The organism is Arthrobacter sp. 10T425 (assembly GCF_056393985.1).
The window spans coordinates 1-473 of sequence record NZ_JBFTGZ010000075.1 but is presented as its reverse complement, the minus strand read 5'-3'; the positions used below and the strand labels follow the sequence as shown (position 1 = coordinate 473).

The 473-nt window shown below is 61.1% G+C and carries 1 protein-coding gene; it reads left to right on the top strand.

Going from position 1 to position 473, the window contains the following annotated elements:
• A partial coding sequence (locus AC1DDH_RS20590) for a hypothetical protein (RefSeq protein WP_476956230.1) occupies positions 1 to 473 on the top strand: 473 nt, incomplete at both ends.

Genomic DNA, 473 nt, shown 5'->3' with positions numbered 1-473 from the left:
GATCTACGCCAGCAATGCCGTCTCGAACACCGACGGCGCCACGATCTACAGCATGGGCAACCTCCAGATCGCTCGCGATGGCACGCGGGACGGCGGCGGCATGCCGGCGAACCAGATGAACGCGCTGGTCAATAGTTCGGCAACCATCGAGGCCGATGGGGATATCGACATCGCAGCGCGTTCGGTGGTGAACAAGCGCACGAGCATCGTGACGGAGGGTGGAACGCCGGTGGAGACGGCGCGGCAGACGTTGACGGCTTGGATGGCCGGATTCGAGGGCGATGGCAGAGGGGGCTACAACAGCCTTGTGTTTCCGCAGTGGCGCTGGAATTCGAACGAGGCGCCCATCAGCGCAGACATGATGAATGCGCTGAGGAACCCGATTACCGTCGAGGTCCCCAAGTCAGACGTTGTCTACGTCGACACCAGTAACAAGACGCTATCGTTCTCCAAGGCGCCGATAGACCAATATG